This is a genomic window from Sporosarcina sp. P34, from assembly GCF_002743375.1.
Lineage (GTDB): Bacteria > Bacillota > Bacilli > Bacillales_A > Planococcaceae > Sporosarcina.
The window spans coordinates 419400-439218 of the sequence record NZ_PDZC01000001.1 but is presented as its reverse complement, the minus strand read 5'-3'; the positions used below and the strand labels follow the sequence as shown (position 1 = coordinate 439218).

Here is a 19819-nt window from a genome sequence, read left to right as displayed (position 1 = left end):
CCGCTTTTCTATGGAAATAACCAAATACCGAATAGAGGGCCTGCAAGCGCGCCGATAATTGCTGACAACGTCATGGCAACTGAACTCATGGAAGACGTTTGTTCACCGTACTCTAGGGATTTAGAGGTTCCAATTGCATGTGCACCCACTCCAAGACCGATGCCCTGACCAATCGCTGTGTCAATCTTAAACCAGCGATTGATCCAAGGACCCATAAGGATTCCAGCAAGACCAGCGATAATAACGAATACCGTCGCCAGTGAAGGAATACCGCCGAGCTCTTCTGCTATTTGCATGGCAATTGGGGATGTAATGGATTTCGGTAAAATACTCGCTAGAAGTTCAGTCGAAAATCCGACCCATCTTGCCGCTAGGACACCTGTTAACATTCCGACAATACCACCCACAACGACTCCACCAAAGATAGGCAACACATTTTTTTTGATGACATCCCGTTGTTTATAGAGTGGAATACAAAGAGAGACAATGGCAGGGCCGAGCAACGCGTCAATCCATTTACCACCTACCATATACGTTTCATAAGATGCGTCGAATAACGATAACAATCCAATGACTGCGATAGTCGTTGTCAAGATGGGTACTAAAAACGGCGAACGTAACCTTACATAGACCGCGTTCATCACAAAATAAAGAATAACCGTTAATAAGATCATCGTGAAGGCAAGTACTACTGTATTCATGAAAGAGTCCCCTCCTCTTTCACATTGCGCTTGGCCATAAATTGGCTGACCAGACTGGCGACGACCATCGTAATAAATGTACTACCGATTGTGATTAAGATCAGTAGACTTCCTTTCCCTGCGAACACGTGACCATAATCCATCACGCCAACCGTTGCGGGAATCAGATACAGCGGCAAAGTCGATAGAAATACATATGCACCTTTTTCCACCCAGCGAAGTGGGATGATTTTGATCGATAACAGTCCCCATAACAACAGCAAACCGATAATACTACCTGGCAATGGAATGGAGAGTTTCTCGTGTAAAAATTTTCCTGTTAGAAAGAGTATGTATAAAAACCCTGCTTGCAAAAGCGTGATGACAATTTTCACTCCAACACTTCCTTACCTAATCCATAAGTATAGTAAAAATGAATCTTTCTTCATTATAGATACTATTCAGAAAAAAACCAATACTTTCCTTGCTATTTTCGAATAGTAATCAGAGTATTCCGTCTAACATTGACACGCTTGGTCTACTCGTGTATAGTGTAAGAAGCCGTATTGTGTAAGTTGTCCTTAGTACACTTGCACGTTACGTGTGGAGATGGATTTCTAATTGCCGAGGAGGAATTATTATGCACCAAGGTAAAGTGAAGTGGTTCAGCAGTGACAAAGGGTATGGATTTATCGAAGCAGATGATGGTGAAGATGTATTTGTGCATTTCACAGGAATTGCTACAGATGGATTTAAAACACTGGCTGAAGGTCAAACAGTTTCTTTTGAAGTAATTGAAGGAAATCGTGGTCCACAGGCGGCTAACGTATCGACTCTTGAGGATGAAGTGTAACCTCATCTCGACATAGACAGCTGAATATATAACATAAACAAAGCATCCACGCAGTTGCGGGATGCTTTTTCATTATTTATTTGGAGGCAGTACTGATCTTGTTAATTTCTCTCCCAAGGAATTGTAGCTGGTCTCCTACTGTACAGTCAGAAATACAAAATTGGTGAGCGCCTGTTTTGCCGCGTTCGTTTGTAAGTTGTTTTTTAACATAACAACCTTCACAATATATATCGAGCAATTGATTAATTTCTTTCATGACAACGACTTTATTCATTGGAAAAGAACTCCCACCTTTCTTTTATCTATTTTAAGTCGGCCGACGGGATGTTGCAAGTGTTTCCATGTTTTTTACAATTCATTACCAGATTGGAGCGGAAAATCTTATGTTGGAAGTGTACATAGATGGTGCAAGTGCAGGTAATCCGGGGTTGAGCGGAATTGGTGTGTATATTAAAGGTGAAGGTCAGGACGTGCGGATTAGTGAGCCGATTGAGCCGACGAATAATCATCACGCGGAGTTTCAAGCGCTTGTGAGAGGTCTTGAGGAGGCTTCAAAGCTGACAACAGGCATGGTGTCGATGCGCTCGGATTCGACGGTAGTCGTGCAGTCGATGGAAAAGGAATTTGTGAAGAACGAGCAATATGCACCTTATTTGAAAGAGGCATTGAGACTCGCAGCGATGTTTGACATGTTCTTTATTAAGTGGATTGCCGACAGTACAAACAAGACGGCAGATATGCTTGCGCGACAAGCGATTTTGATGCAGAAGAAGCAAAAAGGATAAGCTAGGCGAGATGTTTTATTATTTGAAAACCTGCGACTAAAAGAGTGTACTTCTACCGCTTTATTTTTATTCGTAAAGGTCGTACTTTATGACGACCTTATATGCAGGAGTTTCAGCCTGATTGAGTGGTAGCCCTGATGCGAGAAATGCACCCGTGATGAGACAACGGTTGGATACCTGTTGATCAGCGCTTCACTCGTAAAAGTAGTTCTTCGTTACGGCTCTCGAAAGTCGCTAGCTGTAGCGAAGTTCAACTAAGTGACTACGAATAAACCATGTTATACAAATGCACTCGATTGTTTATATCTATTAGTTTTTCATTTCTCAATCTTTTATTTTGCACTCACTTACTTTCATAGCAGTCTCCTTCCATTTTAAAGGTTTAATAACGTCTTACTAAATGTACCCCTTGAATACACGCTTAGAAAAAGCGCAAAGTCTCGGCACTAATTAGTTGAGTTTCGAAAGTTAGTGTACGAAATAATCATAAAAAACCTGTGCGAGAAACTTTCATGAATGTTTAAATATTCAAGAAAGTTTGACGCACAGGCAGATATTTTTACTTGCTAGACACTTCTTTCATCGATTGTAAACGTATCAAGTCTAGATAGGATTAAGAATTGTTCCTAGGCTGTATGATGCATAGTTGAACGCGATAACAGATGTTAACTTCTTAGTCCACGGCCTTTTTCAATCAAATACCAGTTGATTACATAAAGCACAATGACAAAGGTAATCGAAATAAGTATAGAGAATAAAATCGGAACATCGATTACACCAAGAATCCCAAATCGGAATCCAGATATCATATAAACAATCGGGTTGAACTGAGATACTACCTGCCAAAAGGGTGGCAACATAGAGATGGCAAAGAACACGCCACCTAAGTAAGTCAATGGCTGAAGAACAAACGTAGGAACAATAGACACATCGTCAAATGATTTTGCAAAAATGCCGTTCAACAGTCCTGCCAAAGAGAACAAAATAGATGTCATCAAAAACGTCAAGATGACAATGCTCCACGAGTGAACTTGCAACGGAACGAAAAACAGCGAGATCATCGTAACCAGTATCCCTACGAGAACACTTCTTCCTATCCCTCCAATTACAAAGCCCCAGATAATAATATGAGTCGGTACGGGAGCGACTAATAGTTCTTCAATGTTCTTTTGAAACTTTTGTGAGAAAAATGATGACGAGACATTTGAGTAGGAACTGGTGATGACTGACATCATAATCAATCCAGGAACTATAAACTCCATGTAGGAGAAACCTTCCATCTCTCCAATTCGTTCACCAATCAAATTTCCAAAAATGATAAAGTACAAAGAAGTTGTAATAACTGGCGGAACCAGTGTTTGGATCCAGATTCTAAGATAGCGGTTCGTTTCTTTGAGCGCTAAACCTTTTAATGCTGTTAGATATAATTTAAACATATGTATCCTCCACTACGCAGTTTCTTCTGTAAGTTTTAAAAATAACTCTTCTAATCGATTGGACTTGTTGCGCATAGATAACACTTTAATCCCTTGTTCTGTCAATTGGTTAAACACTTCGTTGATCCCTTGATTACGTGCTACCTCTACAGAAAGAGATCCATCGTCCATGAGTTCACTAGTATAACCTTTGATCACTGGTGCTTGTCCTGAAGAATCGATATCTAAAATAATGGTTTCATACTGGAGCTTAGCGAGCAATGATTTCATACTAGTATCTTCAATCAGCTGCCCTTTTTGAATAATTCCGATGTTCCGACACAACATTTCTGCTTCTTCCAAGTAATGTGTTGTCAAAATAATCGTCGTGCCATTTTCATTCAACTCTTTCAGAAAAGTCCACATCTCTCGTCTCAATTCAATGTCTACACCGGCAGTCGGCTCATCAAGGATAAGTAGACGCGGTTCGTGCATCAAAGCACGTGAGATCATCAGTCGGCGTTTCATCCCTCCAGAAAGCATCTGTGCCTGAACATTTCGTTTCTCCCATAAATCAGACTGCTTCAAGTATTTTTCGCTACGCTTTAGTGCCTCTTTCCTCGATACGCCGTAATAACCCGCCTGATTCAACACAATTTGCCGGACTGTTTCAAAAGGACTAAAATTGAACTCTTGGGGAACTAGACCGATCTGTAGCTTGGCTTGCATTAACTGCGTGTCCATATCATAGCCGAAGACATTCACTTTTCCTGATGTCTTATTGACGAGTGACGTCACAATCCCGATAGTCGTAGATTTGCCGGCACCATTAGGACCCAAAAGAGCATAAAAGTCCCCTTCTTCCACTTTCAAATCAATGCCACGCAAAGCCTCGACACCACCAGCATAGACTTTTTTTAAGTCTTTAATTTCTAATGCGTATGTCATCCTATTTATCTCCTCACGATCTTTTTAATCAGCTGCATGTAATTATCCATTTGCCAGTATACCACTCCTATATTAAAGGTACCAGGTTCCAACACCAGTCTGAATAGTCTTGGAACTTGGCATTTCCCAATAGTTTCGTGTGGGCGTAAATAGTAGTATAGAATTCGATTAAGTGGTGAATCACTCTTACAAAAACACAAAAAACTCCTAATGTGGGTAGGGATGACGGCTAAATCCGTTCCCTACACTATCAAAAGGAGCCTTTCTCATAAAAGATAAACCATAATTTAGTCTTTCGTCAATATCTATTGAACCTAACGAATAATGTTTCGGCCTACCCGCTCTTCCATTATGATGCCCGAAAACTTCAGATCTTGACGTTTTAACCTAGATGAAAGTATGAAATTTGTGCCACAATCACGCCCGTTAGTCACGTATTTTAAACTCTTCTCGAATCAGTTTTAAATCTTATACGATAACTGCAGCTTTTGATGAATAAAGTGATAAGAGTTACAATTCACTTCCGAAATTTACTCGGGTCTTCAATCCTTGTAGAGACAACCTCTCCACAATTCAGACAGAAGGTAAATATTTTATTCGATCCAACTGATAACTTTTTGTCCAGTGGCTTAACTGCCATAAAATCCGTACCTTCACCAAACTCAGTACCGTTACACTTTGGACATTCGTTTTTATTCATTCGTAATATCTCCCTCATTTTTAACTATACGACCGAACTCACTGATCCAATCTAGAGAACGATTCTTCTTCAAGAATTTGGCTTATAACTAAATAAGGCGCAAAACTCTTATACGAGAATTGCACCCTTCTTGTTGAATCAACCAATCTTCTTATTCACGATATCGTTGTCCTGGACATGTCTATATTAAAGAAGAAAAGTATCAACACATGTCTTTTTGAAACTACTCTCCAATCGACTGATACTCTGCTGCAAGACCTTTTTGAACGCCTGGTCGTTTTGCAATGCGATGAGACCATTCCAAGAGATGGGTATATTCATCCATGTTTAAAAATTCATAAGAGCCTTCATACAATTTTCCTAAAGCTAAACGTCCGTACCAAGACCATATCGCAATGTCTGCAATCGTATAGGTATCACCAGCGATGTAAGAACGCTGCGCTAATATTTTATCCAGTAAGTCTAATTGACGTTTCGTTTCCATAGTAAAACGGTCAATTGGGTATTTCATAGGTTCTGGCGCATAAGCAAAAAAGTGACCAAATCCTCCACCAATATATGGACCCGACCCAATTTGCCAGAATAGCCAATTAAGGGTTTCTGTCCGTCCATGAATATCTGTCGGGATCAGTTTGTTGAATTTCTCAGCCAAGTAAAGCAAAATCGATCCTGATTCAAAAATTTCCACACGTGGACTTTGACTTTGATCGACTAAGGCTGGGATCTTAGAATTAGGATTGATCTTGACGAAATCTGAACCAAATTGTTCTTCGGCTCCAATATTGATTTCATACAAATCATAATCTGCACCATCGACATCCAACTCTTTTAATTCTTCCAGCATAATCGTCACTTTAATTCCGTTCGGTGTTCCCAGTGAATAGAGTTGGAACGGTGCCTCTCCGACCGGTAGTTTTTGTTCAAAACGTTCACCAGCTGTCGGACGATTCCCCCATCTATTTGAATTCTCTTCTTCCCACTTCCACACGTTTGATAATTCATATTTTGTCATCTGAACATTCCTCCTACTATCTATTTAGTAACTCCATCATACTAACAGTAGAGAAACATTCCTAATATTTAGTTTATCAGCTTCTCGTTATGAATCTTAAACTTTGCTCAGAAATAGGTCACTAGGTAAACTTCTTCAACAATCTTAATGACAAGTTGACCGTTTTCTACCTATGGAATTGCTACTGATATAAAATATTGTCAGGATGATCGCACTAATACTTGGATACCCTATATAAACTGCCAGACTCATATGTTCAACTAAAGTTACTTCTCCCGATTCAAGCCATAAACGCCAACCCATTCCTAGACTGATCAAAATTATACAAATCGTAAAAACAAACCATACTCTATCTTTAAATAAGTCGACGAATATGTTTGCTACAATAAAATACATTAGTAATGTCAAAACTACAAAAAACAAATTAAACCCTCTCAGACCTGGAATTACAAACGTAAATGATATTCCCGATAGGATGAGAAGGTTTAAAGCCGCGAATAGTAGAAATGTATTTCGCGATTTTCCTACTTGGTTATAGAACTGTTCTGCTAACAAGGGCTTACCTCCATTCACTTCATTTCGTTTTATTGTAGTGAATACTATGTTTGAAGATTGTTTAACAAACGCGCTCAATTATAGATTTATGGTTGGAAACCGTTGATCTACTTTGCAGCCGGATGCGTGTCCTATCGGGCGGTGAACCACACCCTTTCGCGCTGGGTGTGGTTCACTTGTCGAAAGCGAAGATATGCTACCTCTCGCTAGGCTTCACTCGCAAACGTCCGCTTAAAGAACTTCATTTTTCAATTGATGCTCGGATTCAAGTACAATACATTTTGTCAAGGAAGTTCGGGTAATGTCTTTTATATTATCTCCGTACAAAAGGTCATCTATCATTTCACTTATTTCATACCAAATATCTTGCTCTTCATCGAGGAAATGTTCACGAACAATTTTATAAATATCATATGCATTATCAATTGCTTTACTAGGATCGTCGATAGTTTCTCTTAATAAATATCGGACATAATGTCTCGCACTTTCCTCGGAAGAAGGTATTGCAATGTTTAGCTCAGTTATAGCCCTGTTGAAATATTCTTCTACTTCAAAAGTATTCAGAGGTTTTGATAGTGAAACAAGTACATTCAGAGAGGGGGTAGATTTTCCATTATGCAACATATAAAAAGCCCACTCAATATAATCAGTAGCCAGTACTTTTCTTTCAAAAATTTTATAATACAAAACTCCAGTATTCATATACATACTCCTCATGTTGTTGAACGACTTATAGATCATACACTGTGGACTATTTCTGTTCTTCGGCCCAATAGAGGCACTAACTTTCGACCGTTAAAGCCTTCGTTAGTTTAGTGAGGGAGTTCTTAGAATCTGTTGCGTTTAAAGCTTATCTTCAGTTTGTTTTCTAGTAATATATCCAATAACTATTCCTATGATTAGAATCGTAAGCCCCTCCTGATCCCAATCTTTCAAAATAAAGCTAAGAACTATCCAAGCAAAGACTGCCCCCAAAATTGTCAAGAACAAATATTTCATATAGTATCCACACTCTCTTAATTTATTTACTGTAAATCACAGCTGAAAACCCTAGTTTCTTATTGGAAATTCTTTAATTTCCTATTGAACTAACATGGCACGATTGATGCACCCTTTTGTGGAAGTGTCACTATTTTATTAAGGGCTACTCGACTTATGCCAATGAATCACTTCTGTGCCTGCAGCCCAATCATAAACATTTTTCTTTTTTTTATTTGTGAAGGGAATTATTAGATATGTTAATATTGCTAGATTGACAACGTTTAGGATTATATAAACAGTAATTTCAGAAAGGCTTGATGGAAGCATTAATCGCCATACACCAAAGTGGGCAATCTCCCAAGGAAGAAACTTAACAGCTGTTCGAACAGCAGAACGGCTAATTCTAATACGCTGGCCGAAACGGTCAACAACGCAGATGCCCATTTTCCTCTTTCCAAATGTTCCTTGCCATTTAGAACACTCACACAAAATGAAATAGAGAGAAATCGGCAATGTGACCATAAAAAAACCTGTAAGTTCAGCTGTTACTGGCGAACCTGAAAATAGCGATTCAATATATGGACGGAATACAAACGAAATGGTACCTACAACAAATATTCCATATACAGCGATAACAAGATAATCTAAAAGGAACGCATATATACGTTTTTTAAATGGCGCATAAGACACAATATTTGCCTCCTTTATCACTAACCTTTAATTAAATAATCTGGCCTGTTAATAGCATAAAGTTTGTGCCACAATCGCACCCGATTGTTTAATCCGTGAAGTTATCAAACAAATATTTTATAGCTTCTTCTCCTTCTACGTCTCCTACACTCTTAAATCGCTCAACAACAATATCACCATCTTCAGCAGCAAACTCAACTTCCCATCTTTCACCAGGAACCGAAATATCAACCCTTACATACTCGTCTCTAGTTTTGTCTAAAGTGTAGTAAATCTTATTACTTTCTAGTTTTTCTAAAAAGCTTATAAACTTTTCCATTGTTACACCTCTTTCACAGACTTCCTACGCTTAATGGCCCGTTTACGTGATCTAAATGCAATCTTTTTTTAAGCGATCGCACTAAAAGTATTAGGTGATTTGTTGAAACTTTTAATCTTCTAGCTTGTTAGTAGATGTTTTTAATGATTGTGCTGACTCATCGAGATAGATGTCTAAATACGTCTTATCTGTAAACTTTATAACTACAGCGTTGAGAGTAACCGCAATATCGGACACTATCTTACCTTTCAGCTTTTCTGGTGTAACTTGAAAATCGTTTATTTCCACTTCTTTCGCATCCCTTTACTTAAATTTTGTTTTAACTTCATTTTTAAAAATAACTTTCACAAAATGGCCCTATTGTGGCACCAGCACGACTACTCAAGATACAATCGCACCCTTTTGCAGCGGTATCAGTGACTGAAGGACTTGATAGTTTCAGTAAAATTTGGTAATCATGTCTTCCACGGATTAGTCTTGAGATAAATGCAACCAACATCCAGTATGGATATTTCGGATTTTGTATGAAGATCCCACGACCTCCAACATTCTTTGATAAGTTTCAGTGTTGCAAATATCGTCTGCATACTCGTATAGTTTTTCATCTACATATTCTTTTGTAATGTAATTTGTAAAATAACTATTGTTAACTAATTCCACGAAAAACTCTCTTAACATTACCGAATCATCTCTTTTTAAAGGTTCATCACTTAAAAAATAAATTTCAAACACATTAACTATTTTATTCAAGTCTTCTTCATCTAAGAAACAAAGAGGATCTAGCTTTTTGTCTTCCGCTGTATAAGGTTTCCTAGTATCTTCGATGATGACATAAGCTAATACTACATTATCTTTTAAAAAGCGAAAAATCTCCAAATCCCTTAATCTTAATTTTCTATCAATCGAAATCATTTTCCACCTATCCTAGTATAAATTTAGACCGTATATGGTCCGTTTCGTGAACAATTCAACTTCCACAACTGCAACTATATGCTTTATTAATTCTTTATTGTTGCAATATCATTTTCAATTTCAAAAATCAAAAATTCTTCATCTTCTTCAACTACTACTTTTTCATATCTAATCTCTTTGTCGATTATCATTTCAAAGTAGTTTGTTTCGTTATTCAATTCAAAAACTGGGCATTGATCAAATCTAACATCACCAATAAAAATCGCTCTTATTCTCATTGGACCTTCCTCCTCACGGTTTATATTACAAAATGCCACATTTATTTAACGCTAAAAACTCACTACACTTCAACAACATTATACCAAGGATATCCAAATATATTTCGAAATAAAAAAGCACCGCAACATGCGGTGCTTCACTTGTTAGTTTACTATTCACTACTCAACTAAACGGGACAGACATCAAACCTTTTAGCCTCTTAACGCTTTCATAAATCTAACATTTTGTTTTTCAGAATCATATAGCACCCATTCTCGAAAGCCTACTACGGCACCTACATTGACAACAGTTCGAGTTCCCACAATCAGCAGCTCGTTATTCCAGCTAATCGGCACAGATTGTCCATCACTTGTGAAGCCTGATTGGTGGGTATGTCCATGAAAGACCAATTGTGCTTCAGGTAGATGCTCAGCTAGCCATGCTTCAGCTTCGTTATGCGGCCACTGGTGACCATGAATGATGGTCGCTTCATCAGCGACTAGCGTTTCAGGCAAGCCATTCAAGAAGTCCCGTATAGGTTCCGGTTGCTTTGTCAGCAACAGAATACGTTCTTCTTGATTACCATAGATCGATGGAAAGGTTAACAGCTCATCGACGCCTTCCGGATATTTAATCACTTCTTCAACAGTAGGATAAATCTGCCCATGAAGGTCTTTTTTACTGACCGTGCATTCGTACAAATCACCTGTCCCGATGATAGTTGCGTCAGGTGCTTGATCAGTAATATGTGCCAGTACGGCTTGCAAATCTTCTTTAGATGAATGAATATCCCCTAGCAACGCAAATAGCATCGTCTATCAACCCCTTATTGCGGTTTCAATTGGCGCGTCATCTCGGGAAATCCAGTCGCTGAAACTGCCGACATATAGTTTTACATTTGGATAATCCAGTTCTTTAAGTGCCGCGAATAAAGGGGAAGCCGTAACACCGCTGCCACAGTAGACGATCACATCGTCTTCAGGCGTGACGATCTTTTGTAATTGTTCTTTTGCGTGCTGCACATCATACTGTCCGTCTCTCTTCAATTGTTCCCAATCGAAGTTTCGCGCTGTCGGTATATGGCCTGCTTTATGATAGAGCGGCTCTTTTTCCCCGCGGTAGCGAACTTCAGAGCGTGCGTCGACAAGTTGAGACGGTCGATTACCCGCCACAACTTCTTCGACTTCACTTCTGCTAGCGTATAGATGCTTTTGCCAATCTGGTTCTACCGTCGACCGCACAGGCGTAGCAGGATCAGATGTTACATCTACTATTTTGCGTAATTCTGTATAACTTTCCGTTACGACATGTACATTCGTAAAACCTCCATACTGCAACATCCACCAAGCGCGTGTTGCGAATGGACCGCCACCCTCGTCATAGATCAAAATCGTATCTGTACGTTCCAGTCCACTATTACGAAACAGTTCAGTCAGTTGTTCAGCAGAAGGCAATGGATGACGTCCACCTTCTACAGAAGTCCCGGATAGGTCTTCTTCTAAATCCCAATGAACCGCGCCTTTTACATGTTCTTTTTGATAATCGAGTTTCCCCTGCTTTTCATCTTGCAATGAAAAGCGCGCATCGATCCATTTCGCGTGACTTGTCTCTATATCGTGAATAGATACAAATACTTGTGTCATTGAACCAACTCCTCTTGACGGATTTGTTCATAGATTTTCTGCCATTGTTCCAGCTGCTCCGAACCATCGAGCAATGTACGCTCTGATTCAATTTGCACAAGACTTTCCTGTAATAAATGAACGCGTAACGCTTCTGCTTCGTCTTCAATCCATAAGTCTGCCCACTTTTCAATACGTTCTTTCTGATCGCCAAGATAGCTGGATGCATCTTTTTTCAATATTTCTTCTAGCTTCACTTTCAAGATATCCCGATCGCCACGTTCAAAGAACGACTTTTGATTTTTGAACGATTTATTCACTGCGCTGTACACCATGGGATCTTCATATGGTGTTTCAAATGACAACATATCTTTATCGTTCGGCTCGTATGGCGAAGGCACGATGGACTGGTCCATATCGGATAATGAACGAACTTCCATACGCTGACGTTCTAGCAATTGTTTCTTCATGTATTGAAGAATACGCAAATTCGTTACTTTCAATTCCTGTGTCAAGTCAAAGCCTACCATATTGACTGTTTCCGCCAACGCGATTTTCAATGCTTTATCCGATGAATTTTTCGCAAAAGTGGACGGACTGTATCCTTCTTTGAAGAAATCACCGAAACGTAAGAATACACGTTGTAAAATATAGTAGACGAGTTCACTTAATTCATCTTGAGTAGATTTCACTAAGATCTTCCTAGCACTCTTTTCAAAGCGCTCTTTTATTGCTACTTCAGCAGCCGCAAGCTCTTCCAGTCTTTCCGCCTTACGTGAGCGGTTTTGGATCGTTCTGTCGATTAATGAAGCTAGACGATCGATCGTTTTCGTCGTTTCTTCTTCCAATGCCTGTACGACTTGCGCACGCAAATCATGCTCAAGGAATGAATAAAATTTCTCTTCAAAATCGACCATTAATGCATTCGGTTGTTGTGTTAACTTGCCTTCCAGTGCCTCAAGGCTTGAAATACCGTGAACGCGCGGATTGCGGATTCCAAATTTCTGCAATTCATTGGCAACAAAGCCTTTTACTTCTTCACCTTCTTCTTCATTTGAAGCAAGATCGATCGCATTGACGATAAAGAACATTTTATCGAGTTCGAATGCGTCTTTCACACGGCCCAGCTGGATAAGGAATTCACGATCAGCACGTGCGAATGCATGATTATAGTATGTTACGAAAAGAATCGCATCGGCATTACGAATATATTCAAACGCTACGTCGGTATGACGCGCGTTGATGGAATCTGCTCCCGGTGTATCCACCAATGTGATACCGTGACGAGTCAATGGGCAGTCATAGAAGAAATCAATGGAATCGACGAAACAGCTACGTTCTTCTTGTGCAACGAATTTCGTAAACTCTTCACGCTCTACCGTCAACGTCGTTCCTAGTGCAGGCGTATAAAGAGGGTATCCTCTTTGGAATGCGCTGATGAACGATTTATGGATGTGCAAGTTCTCGTCTTCAAGTGGTTGCTTCATAGCAACATCTGTTTTATTGAAGGCATCTTCTAGTGAAGAAATCGTGATACCGAGTGCACCGAAAGACAACGCTACGTCTTCAGTCATCGTTGCTTCATCTTTCAAGTGAATATCCGCAGTATTATGCAAATGGGTTTCACTTACTGGGCGAATTCGGTTGATTGCAGCCGTTGTAGGGTTTGGTGATACGGGTAACACTTTTTCGCCAATCAACGCGTTAGAGAATGAAGATTTCCCCGCACTGAATGCGCCAAACAATGCAACTGTGAATTCCTGTCCTTTTAGGCGGTCTGCTTTCGTCATCAAATACGATGCTGTTTCTGCAAATCCAGGAATCGCCTCGACCGATTCGGCGATGTGCTGTGCATGTATAATGGCTTTATCTGAATCGACCAATTGATGTTCTTCTTCCACTACTTCTTCTACTTCTTCAACAATCGCTTCTTGCTCTTCTACTTTTGCTACATAATCAATAGTTTCGATTTTCTTAGGCTTTTCCCACTCCGTAACCAGTTGATCGCGGCCCATACGTGTCGGCGCAGATGGATTGGCGATTTCTTTATCGACCCACTCCATACGTTCTTGCCACTTATTCATTTCTTTTAGTGCGTCTACTTTCTCTTGCAGTACAGCAATTGTTTCAACGAGAGGTCCCGATTGCTCACTCCCCGATTCTTTCGCGATGACGGACATCTCTTGTTTCCACTTATCCGTTTTACGTTTATACACTAAATGTATGGCACGCTTCATTTGCTCTGCATAATTCAAAATGGTTTCGCCAGTGATCACTTCTTGCACATGCAGTTGCTCATCCACTTCGTCAAACGGTAGTGTCAGATCCATATTATCAATCGCTAGTGAACGCTCATCGGTTAAGATGCCGGCTTGCTTTAATGAACTCTTCATCAACGCTTTCATATAAATTTCGATTTGTGTATGCGCCAGACCTGAAATGTTGTCATCTAGCTTTTGACGACGTCTTTCGCGCTCTTCCGCTGTCTTCTTTGCACCAAATAGTAAACCTACTTTGAATTTTGGTGACTTGGCTTCCAAATGGTCTTTCAGTAATTCTCTCGTTTCAAACGGCGCCAGTCCTGCGTTCGACAATAATTCATTGCGTTCTTTCTCGAAATTCACATAGAATTCGTCACCCGAAACTAATTCTAGTCGTTTTTTCGCATCTTTCAAATCTTGATTTAACTCTTCAAACTGCCCCCACTCGGATTCGCTGAGGATTTCCGAATAATTCTCCTTCAAGTCATCGACTTGCTGTTGAAGATATTTCATATGCTCATCTTTTAGTTTCAATAAAGATTGCTCGATATTTTGTTCAAAATTCTCTTCTCGGTGTTCGATCGAACCATCAACGATCGCTTTGACTTTTTCAAAATCATTATGTGGGTGATCCAGTTGTTTTAATGACGTGTAGAAAATCCCTTTTGGTTCTACCCCCCATAACTTGAACGAATCTTCGACGGATTTTTTGAACTCATCAAATGATAATTCACTGTCGCGGTGCTTATCGATCTGATTAATAATTAAATAAACGTTACGATTATAGCGCATTAATTCTTTTGTGAATCGGAAGTTCATTTCAGATTGTACATGGTTGTAATCCATCGTATAGAAGACAAGATCCGCTAAGTGCAATGAAGACTCTGTCGATAGTCTATGTGCATCATCTGTCGAGTCGACGCCTGGTGTATCCATTACCGTAATCCCTTCCGGTAACTTGGATTCTGTGTGGCCGATTTCAACCAATGAAACTTCAGCCCCGTCCTTACTGTACGCTTTCACACCTTCAGAGAACCCATGGCCGCTGAATTTCACAGCACTTCCATCCACACGGTGGATAATAGCATAATCTTCATCCGCCTTATGTACCTTCACAATATTCGCACTTGTCGGAATAGGGCTTGACGGTAAGAGATCGTCGCCTGTTAATGCATTAATTGTCGAAGACTTTCCCGCTGAAAAGTGTCCAGCAAAAGCAATCGTATATTCTTTATCGATTATTTTATTAGCAAGTAATGTCGTCTTTGCTTTGCGTTCATCATCTTCATTGTTGGAAAAAATTTGTCCATATGTAGCAGATTGCTGTAAAAATTCATTGTTTGTAGACATAATCGTCGTCCTTTCAATTTTAACTCATCCCATCATACCATTAATGCGTGAAAAAATAGATAGTTACTTTATAAGTATTACTTTTTAAATAGAAGAACCAGTATACAGCTAACCTTGAAGAAATCGAATAAATAGTGAGGAACTGGCTACTTTCATAAAATTTGTCTAGTCTTTTAGATACTCCTAGTGATATGATTGCACTACCAAACTATTCGTGAAAGGGTGTTTCTTTAGATGGATACAGCAGCAAATGTACAAAAAGTTTTAAATGCAACGATTGCTTCACTCACTACTGTAGTTCCATTGAAATTCCAAGTACTATCCCCCGCCCTCATACAACAGCCGTACGAACAACGCGAAATCAGTGTGTTGATCGGTCTAATTGGAGATATTAAAGGTCGTTTAATTGTAGAGCCTACGCATTCCATTATTAGTGAAATTGGCCTCGCCATGTTCGGTATGCAAATCGAAGGGGAAATGGCTGAGTCTTTCACTGGGGAACTCGGAAATATGATTGCCGGAAATCTATGTACAGTATTGGAAAAAGCAGATTTGACGCTAGATATTTCACCACCTACTGTCATGACGGGGCAAACAAAGTTTTATGGCTTCAAGCAAGCATTTAAAATTCCCGTAAAATTTGAAGATGGCCAAATGTTAAATTTATTGCTCACCATTGACGAAGAACGATGACAGCCAAAAAGGCGTGCAGCTGTCGAAATTCCGACGTCAGCACGCTTTCTTCTTTACTGTTTACGAAAATGGTACAGGCAACACACGTTCAATAACCGGCAGTAATTCTAGATTCTCTGGCTTTACAAATAAATGAATCGAACCGTAATCATCGCTCGTTCGAATCAATCGGCCAATTCCCTGTCGTAAACGCAATAACATAAATGGTAGATCTACTTCGTCAAACGGATCTTCCGCAAATTCCCTTCTCGCTTGGAATAGCGGATCATGCGGTGGGAACGGCAAGTCAAAAATGATGACACGAGTCAACGCTTCATTCGGTAAATCCAGACCTTCCCACAAATGATAGGAGAAGAAGACATTCACTTTACGTTGCTGGAAATCTTTTACCAATGATGACAGTGAACGCTCCCCTTCATACGTCACCATAACGCTTTGTTCAAGGGGTAATTGGTCGTAGGCTTCCATCATGGATTGCTTGGAACCGAACAATACCAATGTCTGTTCCTCTTCCTCAAGCAGTTCGGAGAGACGTGTGATGTTTTCATTGGTATTCCCTTGTTCCAAATGAATTTTCATGACATTTTCATAGTCGAATGGTGATGCGATAGAAAATGATTGATAATCTACAATTCCTAAACTGTACGCTAAGTAATCAAATGATTTCTCAACTGATAAAGTAGCCGAAGAGAAGATAATCGGCATCGTCCCCGTAAATAATTTCTCTTTCAAGATAGACGTTACAAGTCTTGGCATAATTAGCAATGTGCTTTCTTCACGACGATTTTCAAGCCAATCTACTGCATCGTTGTCACCGGCAAATAGCTCCATTGAATAAATGTACTGTTCCAAATACTCTTCGACAATTTTCAAGTCGTATTCAGGGATTACATATAACTCACCTTCAAAAACAAATTCTTCCAGAAGTTCATGAGACAATGCAACCGCTGTTTTCGCTAACTTCATCATTTCTTCGTTCTTATCAATTGTCAGGCGCTCATTGTCATTTTGAATGGCATTACTTTTTAGCTGTTTGAAAAATAATTCATGCGTCTCGAGCAAATGTTCCATCAACTGCAAGGTTTTCTCTCGGATGCCATCCACCATAATCCGTTCAAGCAAGTTGATAATCGTTTGCTCTTGCACTTCATATGTCAATGCACGCTGAGCGGAATACTCCAGCAAATGTCCTTCATCAAAGACGACCATCGAAACTTCCGGTAATAAAGGCAGTTGCCCTTGTCTAGCACGTGATTCTTTTGTCCACAAATGCTCCATATAGAAGTCATGCGAGCAAATGATTAAGTCTGCAGCTTCCCGATAATGATTACGATGAATTGTTTGGCCACAACGATTGCGAATATCACAAGCCGCACATTGCATAATCGGGTGGTAATTAATCATTTCCCATTCTTCATCAGCCAAATATGGATAATCTGAACGTTCGCCATACGGATATACCGACTGTAATGAGCGCTCTGCATGCACGAATTCTGGCAACTGATCTTCCACTAAATCGACAAAATCTTCGTTCGTCTTCATGCTAGTATCTTCCAGACGTTTCAGACAAATATACTGATTACGCGCTTTCGCCAAACGAACATCTACTGTCATATTGAGTGCGGTACTCAACTTCTGAATATCGCCTTCTTCTTTGATCAATTGATCGATCAATGTTTCATCTGCACAGGAAATCACCGCTGGCTTTCCTGTATAACGTGCATACGCGATAGCCGGTAATAAGTACGCAATCGTTTTCCCCGTACCCACTCCCGCTTCCGCAAGCAAGACGCTTTTTTCTTTCAGTGCTTTTTCTATTTGAAATGCCATATAAATTTGCTCATCGCGACATTCGAAACCTTTTTCTGTTAAATCATCATATAACGTATCTCCGAGCCAATCGTTGAGAGATTCATAAAACGTTTGCCCTTTATCCAACTCAAATGGAATTTTTGTATTCATACTGACTCCTCCTGAATGCAAGCGAAAGGAAGAGGGATCTACTCCTCTTCCTGCCCGTCTAATTATGAACGCTGTCCCCAGAACTGATATAAATCAGTACGGATAAAGCCGTTAAATAGTTTACGTTTTTTTGTTGCACGTTTGCCATACATCGTTTCATAGTTTTCCAGTGAAGATAAAATATATACTGACCATGACGGATACTGTTTCATAATCTCACCAAGTACTTGCGCAATATCTTCTGCTTCTTCCACTTCACCAAGTCGTTCACCATATGGCGGATTAGCGATCAAGACTCCATTTTCACCTTCGAGCCTCAAATCACGCACATCTCGCTGTTCGAATGAAATCAAATCTGTAAATCCTGCTTCCATAGCGTTACGCTGTGCAACAGCGATCATATTGTGATCGACATCAAACCCACGTATGTCAAGCTCCAAATCATATTTCGCCACGTCTTCCACTTCTTCTCGGATACGATCCCACACATCCGCTTTCATCCAAGGCCATTCTTCACTTAAGAACGAACGGTTATAACCCGGCGCCAAATTTTGTCCAATCATAGCCGCTTCGATAGCAATCGTACCAGAACCACAGAATGGATCAACGAATGGACGATTCGGGCTCCACTTAGAAAGTTTAACGAGTGCAGCTGCCATCGTTTCTTTTAATGGTGCATCCCCTTGAGCCATACGATAGCCACGTTTATGCAAGCCCTGGCCACTTGAGTCTATTGTCAATGTTACGTGATCTTTCAATATAGAAACTTCTAATTTAAATAGTGGTCCTGATTCACTTAGGAATCCACTTCGTTTATACGCACTATTCAATCGTTCGACAATCGCTTTTTTCACAATCGCCTGACAGTCAGGAACACTGAATAATTTTGATTTGACCGATTTACCTGAAACAGGGAACGCCGCATCTACCGGCAAAAACTCCTCCCACGGCAAAGCTTTCGTCCGTTCGAATAACTCATCAAATGTAAAAGCTTTGAATTCGCCCACAATGATGCGTACACGATCACCTACACGTAACCACATATTCGTTCTCGCAATGGCTTCTTCGTCACCCGTAAAATAAACTTTTCCGTTTTCTGTTTGGCATGCATAGCCAAGATCTTTGATTTCAGATGCGACAATGGATTCAAGACCCATCGCAGCAGTTGCTACTAGTTTGTATTCACTCATGTTACAACACTCCATTCTTTGCTTCTGGTCAATATGTCCTTTCTGTCAGTTGAAAGGTATATGTATTTGTTCGCTTCTATAAAAAGAAAAACTCTCCCAAAACTGTAGGAGAGCTAATTGTAAGATAAATGCCATAGAGTATTCTGTAAGCCATGTTTTGTTCTTCGGTACTCAAACGGCTCGCGCCTCGTACGTGAAGTGGTAATCATCTATCTACAGACAACTGTCTGTTCCTTCCTCCATTGAATTCTTTCGGAAGAACGCCCCTACCATAATTTGGGTTTCTCACTCGTGGGGTTTACCCGTTCCACTCGACATGTTTCCATGCCGACTACGTCACTGTGGCACTTTCAGAGAATCTAGTCCATATCCGAAGACTTAGGAGTTATTCCCGCCATCAATGCAAATGCATTGCCCCGGCTTATTTTTTCACCGAGCACGAACACTACGGTCATCTCAGATCCGTGTGAGCATGGACTTTCCTCTACAACCGAAGTTGCAGCGATTACCTGAATACTCTCTATGGCACTCCTGAGTATACACCAAATTCATTCGTTATACAATGAATTCGTTTGGAATGAAGTAGATTAAATAGTTTGCGTGATGTGATGAGTGCATTAGTGCAGATCTTTT

General features: G+C 40.0%; 19 protein-coding genes and 1 other RNA gene. 3 read left to right on the top strand and 17 right to left on the bottom strand.

Annotated features, from left to right (window positions below; genetic code table 11):
* Positions 1-8: 8 nt before the first annotated feature.
* The gene (locus CSV63_RS02210; RefSeq protein WP_099694344.1) at positions 9-701 is read right to left on the bottom strand and encodes an LrgB family protein; all 693 of its coding nucleotides are present in this window, start codon (positions 699-701) and stop codon (positions 9-11) included.
* On the bottom strand, positions 698-1075 hold the full coding sequence (locus tag CSV63_RS02205) for a CidA/LrgA family holin-like protein (protein WP_099694343.1): 378 nt from the start codon (positions 1073-1075) through the stop codon (positions 698-700). Before CSV63_RS02205 ends, CSV63_RS02210 begins: the two co-directional genes overlap by 4 nt.
* Positions 1076-1320: 245 nt before the next feature.
* Here CSV63_RS02205 and CSV63_RS02200 point away from each other — a divergent pair, with 245 nt between their 5' ends.
* Positions 1321-1533, top strand: coding sequence for a cold-shock protein (locus tag CSV63_RS02200; RefSeq protein ID WP_083035681.1), 213 nt, complete (start codon positions 1321-1323; stop codon positions 1531-1533).
* 76 nt (positions 1534-1609) lie between these two features.
* On the opposite strand, the gene CSV63_RS02195 is transcribed toward CSV63_RS02200, so the two are convergent.
* Positions 1610-1807 carry a zinc-finger domain-containing protein gene (locus CSV63_RS02195; RefSeq protein WP_085133446.1) on the bottom strand — a complete coding sequence of 66 codons (198 nt, stop codon included), beginning with the start codon at positions 1805-1807 and terminating at the stop codon, positions 1610-1612.
* A gap of 109 nt (positions 1808-1916) precedes the next feature.
* Here CSV63_RS02195 and CSV63_RS02190 point away from each other — a divergent pair, with 109 nt between their 5' ends.
* Positions 1917-2318: a reverse transcriptase-like protein gene (locus tag CSV63_RS02190; RefSeq protein WP_099694636.1), complete on the top strand. Its 402-nt coding sequence runs from the start codon at positions 1917-1919 to the stop codon at positions 2316-2318.
* Positions 2319-2983: 665 nt separating this feature from the next.
* On the opposite strand, the gene CSV63_RS02185 is transcribed toward CSV63_RS02190, so the two are convergent.
* From CSV63_RS02185 to CSV63_RS02125, 11 genes are all read right to left on the bottom strand, one after another.
* Complete coding sequence (locus tag CSV63_RS02185) at positions 2984-3754, bottom strand: ABC transporter permease (RefSeq protein ID WP_099694342.1); 771 nt, start codon at positions 3752-3754, stop codon at positions 2984-2986.
* A 12-nt stretch (positions 3755-3766) separates the two neighbouring features.
* Complete coding sequence (locus CSV63_RS02180) at positions 3767-4681, bottom strand: ABC transporter ATP-binding protein (protein ID WP_099694341.1); 915 nt, start codon at positions 4679-4681, stop codon at positions 3767-3769.
* 923 nt (positions 4682-5604) lie between these two features.
* Positions 5605-6393, bottom strand: a complete 789-nt coding sequence (gene yghU / locus CSV63_RS02170) for a glutathione-dependent disulfide-bond oxidoreductase (protein WP_099694339.1) — start codon at positions 6391-6393, stop codon at positions 5605-5607.
* 786 nt (positions 6394-7179) lie between these two features.
* Positions 7180-7650, bottom strand: a complete 471-nt coding sequence (locus tag CSV63_RS02160) for a hypothetical protein (protein WP_099694337.1) — start codon at positions 7648-7650, stop codon at positions 7180-7182.
* A 435-nt stretch (positions 7651-8085) separates the two neighbouring features.
* Entirely contained in the window at positions 8086-8619 is a 534-nt protein-coding gene (locus tag CSV63_RS02155; RefSeq protein ID WP_099694336.1) for an RDD family protein, read from the bottom strand.
* A gap of 88 nt (positions 8620-8707) precedes the next feature.
* Entirely contained in the window at positions 8708-8938 is a 231-nt protein-coding gene (locus CSV63_RS02150) for a hypothetical protein (RefSeq protein ID WP_099694335.1), read from the bottom strand.
* Between the two features lie 471 nt (positions 8939-9409).
* A complete protein-coding gene (locus CSV63_RS02145; RefSeq protein WP_099694334.1) occupies positions 9410-9850 on the bottom strand; it encodes a terpene synthase in 441 nt (146 codons plus the stop codon).
* Between the two features lie 86 nt (positions 9851-9936).
* A complete protein-coding gene (locus tag CSV63_RS02140) occupies positions 9937-10128 on the bottom strand; it encodes a hypothetical protein (RefSeq protein ID WP_099694333.1) in 192 nt (63 codons plus the stop codon).
* 192 nt (positions 10129-10320) lie between these two features.
* A complete protein-coding gene (locus CSV63_RS02135) occupies positions 10321-10920 on the bottom strand; it encodes a metallophosphoesterase family protein (RefSeq protein ID WP_099694332.1) in 600 nt (199 codons plus the stop codon).
* A gap of 6 nt (positions 10921-10926) precedes the next feature.
* Complete coding sequence (locus tag CSV63_RS02130) at positions 10927-11751, bottom strand: sulfurtransferase (RefSeq protein ID WP_099694331.1); 825 nt, start codon at positions 11749-11751, stop codon at positions 10927-10929.
* Positions 11748-15341 carry a dynamin family protein gene (locus tag CSV63_RS02125; RefSeq protein ID WP_099694330.1) on the bottom strand — a complete coding sequence of 1198 codons (3594 nt, stop codon included), beginning with the start codon at positions 15339-15341 and terminating at the stop codon, positions 11748-11750. The genes CSV63_RS02130 and CSV63_RS02125 overlap by 4 nt, the downstream gene beginning before the upstream one ends.
* Positions 15342-15575: 234 nt before the next feature.
* Here CSV63_RS02125 and CSV63_RS02120 point away from each other — a divergent pair, with 234 nt between their 5' ends.
* Entirely contained in the window at positions 15576-16034 is a 459-nt protein-coding gene (locus tag CSV63_RS02120; RefSeq protein WP_099694329.1) for a chemotaxis protein CheX, read from the top strand.
* Between the two features lie 60 nt (positions 16035-16094).
* On the opposite strand, the gene CSV63_RS02115 is transcribed toward CSV63_RS02120, so the two are convergent.
* The 3 genes from CSV63_RS02115 to rnpB all read right to left on the bottom strand — a co-directional run bounded on the left by CSV63_RS02115 (position 16095) and on the right by rnpB (position 19703).
* Positions 16095-17996, bottom strand: a complete 1902-nt coding sequence (locus CSV63_RS02115) for an ATP-dependent DNA helicase (protein WP_099694328.1) — start codon at positions 17994-17996, stop codon at positions 16095-16097.
* Positions 17997-18058: 62 nt separating this feature from the next.
* Positions 18059-19186, bottom strand: coding sequence for a THUMP domain-containing class I SAM-dependent RNA methyltransferase (locus tag CSV63_RS02110; RefSeq protein ID WP_099694327.1), 1128 nt, complete (start codon positions 19184-19186; stop codon positions 18059-18061).
* A gap of 141 nt (positions 19187-19327) precedes the next feature.
* Positions 19328-19703, bottom strand: an RNA gene (rnpB, locus tag CSV63_RS02105) — RNase P RNA component class B.
* Positions 19704-19819: the final 116 nt, after the last annotated feature.

What these genes read in the sequence shown, in the direction of transcription:
- CSV63_RS02210 (WP_099694344.1), bottom strand. Translation starts at nt 701, where the DNA reads ATGAATACAGTAGTACTTGCCTTCACGATGATCTTATTAACGGTTATT.
- CSV63_RS02200 (WP_083035681.1), top strand. Translation starts at nt 1,321, where the DNA reads ATGCACCAAGGTAAAGTGAAGTGGTTCAGCAGTGACAAAGGGTATGGA.
- CSV63_RS02195 (WP_085133446.1), bottom strand. Translation starts at nt 1,807, where the DNA reads ATGAATAAAGTCGTTGTCATGAAAGAAATTAATCAATTGCTCGATATA.
- CSV63_RS02190 (WP_099694636.1), top strand. Translation starts at nt 1,917, where the DNA reads ATGTTGGAAGTGTACATAGATGGTGCAAGTGCAGGTAATCCGGGGTTG.
- CSV63_RS02185 (WP_099694342.1), bottom strand. Translation starts at nt 3,754, where the DNA reads ATGTTTAAATTATATCTAACAGCATTAAAAGGTTTAGCGCTCAAAGAA.
- CSV63_RS02180 (WP_099694341.1), bottom strand. Translation starts at nt 4,681, where the DNA reads ATGACATACGCATTAGAAATTAAAGACTTAAAAAAAGTCTATGCTGGT.
- yghU (WP_099694339.1), bottom strand. Translation starts at nt 6,393, where the DNA reads ATGACAAAATATGAATTATCAAACGTGTGGAAGTGGGAAGAAGAGAAT.
- CSV63_RS02160 (WP_099694337.1), bottom strand. Translation starts at nt 7,650, where the DNA reads ATGAATACTGGAGTTTTGTATTATAAAATTTTTGAAAGAAAAGTACTG.
- CSV63_RS02150 (WP_099694335.1), bottom strand. Translation starts at nt 8,938, where the DNA reads ATGGAAAAGTTTATAAGCTTTTTAGAAAAACTAGAAAGTAATAAGATT.
- CSV63_RS02145 (WP_099694334.1), bottom strand. Translation starts at nt 9,850, where the DNA reads ATGATTTCGATTGATAGAAAATTAAGATTAAGGGATTTGGAGATTTTT.
- CSV63_RS02140 (WP_099694333.1), bottom strand. Translation starts at nt 10,128, where the DNA reads ATGAGAATAAGAGCGATTTTTATTGGTGATGTTAGATTTGATCAATGC.
- CSV63_RS02135 (WP_099694332.1), bottom strand. Translation starts at nt 10,920, where the DNA reads ATGCTATTTGCGTTGCTAGGGGATATTCATTCATCTAAAGAAGATTTG.
- CSV63_RS02130 (WP_099694331.1), bottom strand. Translation starts at nt 11,751, where the DNA reads ATGACACAAGTATTTGTATCTATTCACGATATAGAGACAAGTCACGCG.
- CSV63_RS02125 (WP_099694330.1), bottom strand. Translation starts at nt 15,341, where the DNA reads ATGTCTACAAACAATGAATTTTTACAGCAATCTGCTACATATGGACAA.
- CSV63_RS02120 (WP_099694329.1), top strand. Translation starts at nt 15,576, where the DNA reads ATGGATACAGCAGCAAATGTACAAAAAGTTTTAAATGCAACGATTGCT.
- CSV63_RS02115 (WP_099694328.1), bottom strand. Translation starts at nt 17,996, where the DNA reads ATGAATACAAAAATTCCATTTGAGTTGGATAAAGGGCAAACGTTTTAT.
- CSV63_RS02110 (WP_099694327.1), bottom strand. Translation starts at nt 19,186, where the DNA reads ATGAGTGAATACAAACTAGTAGCAACTGCTGCGATGGGTCTTGAATCC.